We start from the raw sequence: 8,168 nt of genomic DNA, 5'->3' as shown, positions 1-8,168 counted from the left end.
TTATGTCCACTAAAGAGCCGTTGAAGACTACGACGTTGATAGGTTGGATGTGGAAGTGCGGTGACGCATGAAGCTGACCAATACTAATTGCTCGTGAGGCTTGACTATACAACACCCAAACAGTTGTTGTACGAACTTCGAAAGAAGTGAGGTTCAATTGATTCGATATTAAGCAAAGTGACTTGATTTAGTTCAAAAGCTAGATACAATGAACACCTTAAATTAACTCAAGTACTTCTGTTAATAACTCATTTGGTAGAAAACTTAGCACGAAGAGCACTGCTCTGAGATTAGACTAAGCAAGTATCCATAACAGTTGTGCTGGCGACAATAGCAAGAGTGAACCACCTGATCCCTTCCCGAACTCAGAAGTGAAACCTCTTAGCGCTGATGGTAGTGTGGGGTTACCCATGTGAGAGTAAGTCATCGCCAGCTCATTATTCGAAAACACCCCCTGACTAGTGCAGGGGGTGTTTTTTTATGCGTGAGGGAAAGGGAAATAGGAAGAAAAGCAAAAGCACAAAATAGGAAAACGAGAGATATTTAAAGAAAATAAAACTAAAATGCTCAATCCATTTATATCATTTTAAAATCTTTTGCTAATGAAAATGTGTAATAAATCAATATAATAAAATCGTTTGTCTCATTAATAATATATAGGGTATTTAAGATGTTTTTAAAAAAATTATTAGCTACAGTTTTATTTGCATTTGTTTCTTTCAATACTACAGCTGGTGTGTATCAGGATAAACTAAGTGAATGTTTGGTAAATAAAATTTCAGCAGAAGAGAGTCAGAACTTAACGACTTGGATTTATTTGGCATTTTCAGCACATCCAGAAATTTCTAAATATAGTAAAGTGACGTCCGCTGAGATGCAAAAAATTGATAAAAATATGGCAAATTTATTTCAAGATTTATTTACTAAACGTTGTAATGCTGAAATCAAAGCTGTTACAGAAAATGAAGGAACAAATGCTTTGGGTAAAGCATTTGAACTATTGGGGAATCGTGCAGCTGAGAACCTGATGAAAAATCCAGTTGTTGAAAAACGTATTGCATCATTTGCACAATATTTTGATGAAGATAAAATGCGTGAATCGATGAAATAATTTGAATCGGACTAGGCGAATGTATTTGACAGTTGATATTCGCTTAGTTCATTACTCACTCTTTTTAAAGAATATAATAATTGCCCTAATAATACATTTTTTGATGTCAAGACAACTAATATCATGGGGTGCTGAGGGTGAGAGATCGCTGTGAGTAATGCTTTACCATTTTCAGCATCTAATGTAATGGTTTGACAACCAATTAAATTAATCTCGTTAGTAAAAGCTTGAACCATTGCTAAGATCGAACTGCTTACAGCTGCAAGTTTTCCAGAATTTTCAATATTTTTCTTTTCTATAGATTTTAATTCAAAACCATCTGTTGAGCATAACATCATATATTCAACACCGGACACATCAGAAATTAACTCCTTCATGAGTTTATGTGCTTGTTCAATAAACTGTAGTGGTGCTGAACGTGTAGTACGAATTGCTGTATTCATAATATCTTCATCAGATTGAAAGTTGAACTTCGGCTTTTGCAATGAGTGCTTCTAGAATAAAAAGAATGTCTTTTTTATTTCTAGCATCGATATAAAAAATGGGGTGATGTATCTGTTGTGAATCCTGCCATTCTTTATAAAGTTTGGTGGATTTATACTGCGTACCGTCTAAATGTGTAATCGCGATGATGATGTTTTCATTATTTTCAGAAAAATAATTTAAATAATCATTCAGCTGCTGAATTGGATGGTCATGTGTATGATCAATCAAAATAATTGTACCAATTGCGCCGTTGCAAATGGTATTCCATATAAAGTTAAATCTTTCTTGGCCCGGCGTACCATATAAACCAAGTTTAGTACCATCGGCTAGAGTAAGTTCACCATAATCAATTCCAACGGTAGTCAACATTTTCTGATGCGCATTTTGATCCGTATTCAGCGCTTCTGTACTCAGTACAGGAATATCAGAAATACTTTGAATAGCAGTGGTTTTTCCGGCACCCATCGTTCCGGCAAATACGATCTTGTATTGCTGTAAAATCATAATGAAATTTTAGATTCCTAATTTTTTTCGAAGACTACGGAAAAAACTCTGTAGTGGATTTGAAGATTCTTGAGCTGTTTTTTGGCTATGATATACAGTCGCCATGGCTGGAATCTCTTCTATGATTTCAGCTATGTGGCATGCAAATAAATAGCGATTGATAATGTTTTGGCTCAAATGTATTTGTTCAGCGATATATTGAGTAGAACTACCTTCCATAAAAAAAGCGGATATTTTCAATAGTGATTGTCGCTCAGCACAATGTATAGGCTGTGGCCAATGCAAAAGTTTATAGTGGCTTGTGTAATTGGGGGGAGTATCATCTACGTAATCCCAAACAAATTGCCATAATCCATGCTGTAAATTTATTGATTCCAACCCATATTTAAAAGTGACAACTGTATTTGTATCTGCTGAAATGAGTGTGATTTCAGAATTTTGTGTGATTTGTATATTTTGTTCTATCCAAAACTCATTGCTTAAGTTATCAATGAGTGCGATTGGTTTTTGATCTAAAAGCAATAGTTGACGTTGATGTTTATTTAAATCTTTAAAAGCCTGTGTGATCTGGTGTGCATTTAATTTAGGTTTTGTGTCTTGAACAACAATAGGATTGGACACATTTACAGGATTAATGTCTCGGAACCTTAACGCAACTGAATGCTCTAACCAATGCTCAAATTGATTGGTATTTGTTAGGGGTAAAAACAGGGTATCGTGTTCGATTTGATTTGCTTTCAATTCATTTTTTTTAAGTTTAAGTATGATTAAAGCTTCGTGCCTTATTTTATTTATATTCGGCAGGTCGATAAAGTCATCATTGATTAATAGGACTTGGAGTTTCGAATCTGCAATGTTTGTCCAATGAATAGTAAAAGTTTCAGATAGCTTATTTGAAATAATAGATTTAATGTCATTGATAACATTTAGATTTAAGCCAAAGATAGAAATATATAATGTGCTATTCACGAAATTGTCCAGAAAAACTGGGTTATTTCTGGTGAAATAACCCAACTTTAAATTAAGAAAAATCTAATTCTTTTTCGAAATGTTTAAGTTCATGGCGAGCCATAGCAAGGTTTGATTTACTACGGTCTAATACGAGGTAAAGAAATAATGCTTCATTTGAGTCGAGTGGGCGGATTAAGTGATATTGTTTACCCAGAGTAATTAGAATGTCTTCAATAGAGTCATTTAAATTCAACGCTTTGGCAACTTTACGCTTTGAGCGTACAACTTCAGTATTACCAGCAGCAGCTAATTCTAAATCGATGTCGTTATTGCCTTGTGTTGCCATAGCAAGGCCACTTTCGCTGTCAACCAAAGCTGCAGCAATAAAACCGTCAATGTCTGTTAAAGCGTTTAAAGATAATTTGGCCATTATTAACCCCAATAAATTATATGTTAATCAGTAATATAGTTTTACTGACCTATATGATATTAGCTAAAAATGATGAATAAACAATGCTAAAAAAATCAGCTGGTTGATTATTGTTAATAATAAATAAAGTAAAAATGGTCTTTAAACGATTCTTGGCTGCTAATAGTTGTAGGATTGTGTAGAATATTTAAACCTTTTATAGAATTGTTGTATATGAAATTCAATTAAGGTTGTTGTTTTATAAGAGTTTTTTTATTAATAGATTTAATGTATTATTTCATTAATTTAATATACAAAAACGATTTTATAAGATTAAATAAGTATTAAATATCTGTGCTGTTTGTTTATTTTCTGATCATTAAAATATATTATATAATATTATTTCTAGATTAATATTTGTGATTTAAGTCTATTAAATTTAATTATTTGTGATATATGTTAAAAGTTCAATCCTGGGGTAATAGGATTGAACTTTACTTCTTATAATGCACTTTTTAAATTATTTCGATGTTGTTTCACTTGTTTTGCATAACGTTTGCCTTGTTTTTTCATTTTTCGATTGGTGTTATAAGCGGTAGGTCCGACATTATAGTAGGCTAAAGCTTTTGGCATGCTGCCAGCGGCATTTTTATATTTAGTTAAAATAAATGACCCACAATTAATATTGGTTAATTCGTCATATAAATCCCCAGGGCATGTTGCTTGCCAATAACGTGGCATCACCTGAGTTAAACCGACTGCACCTGCAGGTGAACTGACATAAGGGCGGAAAGTTGATTCTTGGCGAATAACAGCAGCCAGTAGTAAAGGATCTAAGTTGTATTGATCAGCAGTTTGCACAATGTAGGGTGACACTCGATTTGCAGTTTCAGGATTGACTGAATAGGCCTTTTGGATCCCTGATGAAAGTTTAACAGCACGTTTTTCTACAGAGCCACCACCGAGTGATGAACATCCAGAAATCAGGGTTACAGATATAATAACAGTTGAAAACTTTAAGCTGTGAGCGCTTAGGAGCGACGAAAGACGAGTTGAAAGGCGAGTTTTATTCAGTACATTCTGCATTTATATTCACTTTAAAATAATCATGGCTAAGTGTAATTTCTAAAGTGATAGTATGAACTGGAGACTCAGAGGTCAATATTTTCTTAAGTTGCTCTATACAGTGTAATTGTAAAAATTGATGGAAATGTACTCAAATTACATGATTGTCTAAGTGAAGAGAGAAAAGCAGATCGTGTTAATTGAGTTAGTATTTCTCTCTTTACATTCTTACTTACTTAAGATTGTGGGTTATTCAAAAGCGGAGATCTTTAATTATAAAAAACTTGAATATCCACTCATTAAATATCTCTATTTGAAAAAGCTCTAAAACCTTTTCAGCGAAATTAATTAAATCTAAGTTTATTAAAGCGTTTTAAGCATCCAAATTTCACATGCTTGGCTATGACCTGTATTGCCCTTGGGAGCTTGTAAGTGTTGAAATCCTACTTTTTCATAGAGTTTCACCGCTTGCCCAAGTGTATGTGTGGTTTCTAAATAACACGCTTTAAAATTATGATCTTTGGCAAATTGAAAACAAAGTTCTAAAATATCTTTGGCTAAACCATGACCACGTAATTCAGGCAAAAAATACATTTTTTGGATTTCTAAAATGCTTGAATCTCCAGCTAAAGGAGAAAGGCCGCCACCACCTAAAATTGTACCGTGTTGATTTTCAATAACCCAATATTGTGCATTTGCTTGTGCATAAACGTGATATAAATCATCTAAAATTGGATCTGCAACGGCAAATCCTGATTCAGGTGCTAATCCAAATTCTTTGGAAACTGTGCGAATGACATTGGCAATGCTTGCATTATCTTCAATTTGAAGTGGTCGGATTTGAAACATAATGATCGAAAAACAAAAAGATGGATTGTTTATAGACTGATCCTATAAAAAAATCCATCTCTAAGTTTAAAATTACTCAAGCAAAAAATTATTTTAATTCGCTTGAACTTTTACCCAGTTCACGACGTGCAACGATTAATTGTTGAATTTGCTGTGTGCCTTCAAATATATCGAGGATTTTTGAATCACGTGCCCATTTTTCCAATAATTCATCTTCGTTATAACCAACTGCAGCTGCGAGCTCTACACATTTTAATGTGATTTCATTACCTACACGGCCTGCTTTTGCTTTAGCGATGGATGCTTCACGTGAGTTAGGTTTTTTGTTGTCGGCCATCCATGCGGCTTTGAGCATGAGTAGACGTGCTGCTTCCCAGTCTGCTTCCATACGGTAGATTTGTGCAGCAATATTCGAGCTTTGTAAGATCGGTGTTGAATACTGCTCATCTAGTTCATCTTTGAAGATTTCTTTAATTCGCTCTAAAGATGCCTTTGCACAGCCAATAGCCATCGCAGCAACCAGCGGCCGAGTATTATCAAAAGTTTCCATAACCCCAGCAAAACCCTTTGCTACATCAATTTCAGCATTGCCTAATAAGTTTGCAGCAGGGACACGACAATCTACAAAACTAATGGCAGCAGTATCAGAGGCTTTAATACCCAATTTATGTTCTAAGCGTTCTACAGTCATGCCCGGCGTACCTTTTTCAACAACAAAGGATTTAATCGCTGCTCGACCTAATTTTTTATCTAGTGTTGCCCAAACCACCACTGAATCAGCACGTTCGCCCGAGGTAACAAAGATTTTTTCACCATTGAGGATGTATTCATCGCCATCTTTCGTCGCTGTTGTCCGAATTGCTGCTGAATCAGAGCCGCAATTCGGTTCCGTAATAGCCATAGCGGCCCAAGTTCCTTTTAAGCGCTCTAGTTGTTCATCATTGGCTACTGCTGCAATAGCCGAATTTCCAAGCCCTTGGCGAGGCATGCTGAGCAACAGGCCTGTATCTCCATAGCACATCTCGATGATACTGAGGGCTGTCGACATATTGACACCGTTTTTATTTCCCGTGTCTGTGTCGCCACGTTTATTGACGGCGGCACCTGCATTCATGCCATCACCGCCATCATTCATACCGTCGACGAGGGAAGATAACATATCTAATTCTTTCGGATAGGCATGTTCGGCTTTGTCATATTTACGTGAAATAGGACGTAAAACATTTAAAGCAACTTCATGGGCTTGGTCGATCAGCAATTTAAATTTTTTCGGATTTTGTAAGTTCATGGACATTTCCTTGTTTTTATTTTGCTGAATTAAGCATGTAAGCCAGATTGAAGAATCGCTGTGGCACGTAAGTCTCGATACCAACGTTCTACGGGATGTTCTTTGGTAAAGCCGTGACCACCTAATATTTGCACGCCATCGGTCCCAATTTTCATTGACTTTTCAGCACATAGCACGCGGGCTAAATAGGCTTCACGATGAAAAGGCTTGCCGGCTTCGGCTAGACTTGCTGCATTAAGGATGAGCATATGCATGGCATCTATTTCGATTGCCATATCTGCAATCATAAATGCCACACTTTGACGGTGCGAAATTGGCTCCCCAAAAGCTGTACGTTCGTTTGCATATTGAATGCAATATTTCTTGACTGCAGTTGCGGTACCAACAGCCATGGCACACCACATTAAATTGCCAAGATCGATAAATGAGGTGTAATTGAAATCTTGATCTCCTAAGCGTTGGGCAGGGGTCTGATCAAATTTTAAAGTTACCGTTTCAGTGGCTTTCAAACCCATAGCAGGTGTTTTTTTTGCGCTAATGCTCTGGTCGCGTTGCACAATAAAAACTTCAGGCTGTCCATTGAGCATGGCACTCACTAACAGCACATCTGCCTGTTCGCCTAGAAGGACTAAGGTTTTCTCCCCACTGATTTTATACTGCTGGCCATCAGCAATCGCGTGAGTTTTAAGTTGATAGGGATTAAATGCCGCTGTTGCCTCTTGAACCGCAAAGCTTGCACGTAGGGCTGAATCATCTGCAAATGCCGCTAAGTAGGTTGCTTGAACAGATTCGGAACCCCATTGGGTAATGGCGTTGATACAGCTAAATGTCGACAGTAAACCTGCTGTTAAACTAAAGTCACCTTCAGCCAATTGTTCAGCAATTAAGATATTGCTAATGATGTTTTTTTCTGCTGCAACGCCACCCAAATCTTCAGGTAAGGCATAATAATTTAGACCTAGATCTTGGATATGTTGCCATAACGCTTCAGGGAATCTTTCCTCTTGATCGGCTCGATGAGCAAGTGGATACAAGACTTCTGTGGCAAAGTGCTGCATCGCATCAGCAGTCATTTGCTGTTCTTCAGTCAGGTTTAAATCAAATAATGATTTTTGTTGATTTGGCAAACGTTGCTTATGCACATCTTTGTTGGTCTGAAATGCTTTTTGCGTCTGGTTCAGGGTTTTAAAACCAGCTTTTGAGCTTTGATACAAAGATTTTTCAACAAATTTGCGCAGTTTAAACTGATCGAGTACATCACTTCCGGCAATTTTAGTTAAAAGTGAGAGCCCAAATCCTTGAGCCTTGTTTACCATATTGGTCATTGTTGTTTTCCATTTGCGTTGTTCTTATTTAATGCTGACATGCCAAAGATAGAAAAACCATGTCATAAATGACATGCATGATTGTCAAAGATAAACGGCGAGATTAGGTGGGATTCGATAGCTAAATGATTAATTAAGAATAGAAAAGTAAAAAGGATTAAAAGTATTGTTATTTTAAAA

At 36.3% G+C, this 8,168-nt stretch carries 9 protein-coding genes and 2 rRNA genes; 3 read left to right on the top strand and 8 right to left on the bottom strand.

Annotated elements, in window-relative coordinates:
• The 3 genes from FTU02_RS03685 to FTU02_RS03675 form a co-directional block, all read left to right on the top strand.
• A 23S ribosomal RNA gene (locus FTU02_RS03685) occupies positions 1 to 108 on the top strand; the annotation flags it as partial.
• A 212-nt stretch (positions 109 to 320) separates the two neighbouring features.
• Positions 321 to 435, top strand: a 5S ribosomal RNA gene (gene rrf / locus FTU02_RS03680).
• Positions 436 to 670: 235 nt separating this feature from the next.
• Positions 671 to 1,111, top strand: a complete 441-nt coding sequence (locus FTU02_RS03675; protein ID WP_111884295.1) for a hypothetical protein — start codon at positions 671 to 673, stop codon at positions 1,109 to 1,111.
• 11 nt (positions 1,112 to 1,122) lie between these two features.
• Here the strand turns inward: FTU02_RS03675 and FTU02_RS03670 are convergent, their stop codons facing one another.
• The 8 genes from FTU02_RS03670 to FTU02_RS03635 form a co-directional block, all read right to left on the bottom strand.
• Entirely contained in the window at positions 1,123 to 1,554 is a 432-nt protein-coding gene (locus FTU02_RS03670) for a roadblock/LC7 domain-containing protein (protein WP_180155877.1), read from the bottom strand.
• A 10-nt stretch (positions 1,555 to 1,564) separates the two neighbouring features.
• Positions 1,565 to 2,101, bottom strand: a complete 537-nt coding sequence (locus tag FTU02_RS03665) for an ATP/GTP-binding protein (RefSeq protein WP_180155875.1) — start codon at positions 2,099 to 2,101, stop codon at positions 1,565 to 1,567.
• A gap of 9 nt (positions 2,102 to 2,110) precedes the next feature.
• Positions 2,111 to 3,070 carry a hypothetical protein gene (locus tag FTU02_RS03660; protein ID WP_180155872.1) on the bottom strand — a complete coding sequence of 320 codons (960 nt, stop codon included), beginning with the start codon at positions 3,068 to 3,070 and terminating at the stop codon, positions 2,111 to 2,113.
• 52 nt (positions 3,071 to 3,122) lie between these two features.
• Positions 3,123 to 3,482 (bottom strand): hypothetical protein, encoded by a 360-nt coding sequence (locus FTU02_RS03655; protein WP_078193877.1) that lies wholly within the window; start codon positions 3,480 to 3,482, stop codon positions 3,123 to 3,125.
• 480 nt (positions 3,483 to 3,962) lie between these two features.
• A complete protein-coding gene (locus FTU02_RS03650) occupies positions 3,963 to 4,547 on the bottom strand; it encodes a lytic transglycosylase domain-containing protein (protein WP_111884299.1) in 585 nt (194 codons plus the stop codon).
• A 342-nt stretch (positions 4,548 to 4,889) separates the two neighbouring features.
• Positions 4,890 to 5,375, bottom strand: a complete 486-nt coding sequence (locus tag FTU02_RS03645; RefSeq protein WP_180120325.1) for a GNAT family N-acetyltransferase — start codon at positions 5,373 to 5,375, stop codon at positions 4,890 to 4,892.
• Between the two features lie 88 nt (positions 5,376 to 5,463).
• Complete coding sequence (locus tag FTU02_RS03640) at positions 5,464 to 6,663, bottom strand: acyl-CoA dehydrogenase family protein (protein WP_180005578.1); 1,200 nt, start codon at positions 6,661 to 6,663, stop codon at positions 5,464 to 5,466.
• A 29-nt stretch (positions 6,664 to 6,692) separates the two neighbouring features.
• Positions 6,693 to 7,979: an acyl-CoA dehydrogenase family protein gene (locus FTU02_RS03635; protein ID WP_180155913.1), complete on the bottom strand. Its 1,287-nt coding sequence runs from the start codon at positions 7,977 to 7,979 to the stop codon at positions 6,693 to 6,695.
• Between the last annotated feature and the right edge of the window lie 189 nt (positions 7,980 to 8,168).

It is taken from the genome of Acinetobacter sp. YH12045 (assembly GCF_013419925.1).
In the GTDB taxonomy this organism is placed as follows: domain Bacteria; phylum Pseudomonadota; class Gammaproteobacteria; order Pseudomonadales; family Moraxellaceae; genus Acinetobacter; species Acinetobacter amyesii.
Note: the sequence above shows the minus strand (reverse complement) of the source record. Positions and strands in the feature narration are given on the sequence as shown.